Here is a 237-nt window from a genome sequence, read left to right as displayed (position 1 = left end):
AATTAGCAAATTAGAAAATTAGCAGATTGGCAAATTCTGTGAGACTAGAAAGGTTCTCCTATAATACGGGTTTTATACTCTCCTTTTACTATTTGCCAGCACACTTCGTAAGAAAAAGCACCACTACCATTATGGGCAATAATGTAAATTGTATCTTCCTCTTTGTCATAATATACCGCATTATTATCAGTATACATAGCTACTTGGTACAAATCATCGTAGGCACTTTTGGGGATA

1 pseudogene is annotated in these 237 nt (G+C 34.6%); it reads right to left on the bottom strand.

Annotation, left to right across the window (positions count from 1 at the left end):
• Positions 1 to 44: 44 nt before the first annotated feature.
• Positions 45 to 237: pseudogene (locus HMPREF9441_RS18975) on the bottom strand (hypothetical protein); the annotation flags it as partial.

The sequence above is a fragment of the Paraprevotella clara YIT 11840 genome (assembly GCF_000233955.1).
GTDB lineage: Bacteria > Bacteroidota > Bacteroidia > Bacteroidales > Bacteroidaceae > Paraprevotella > Paraprevotella clara.
The sequence above is the reverse complement of the archived record's forward strand: the minus strand, read 5'-3'. Positions and strand labels throughout refer to the sequence as shown.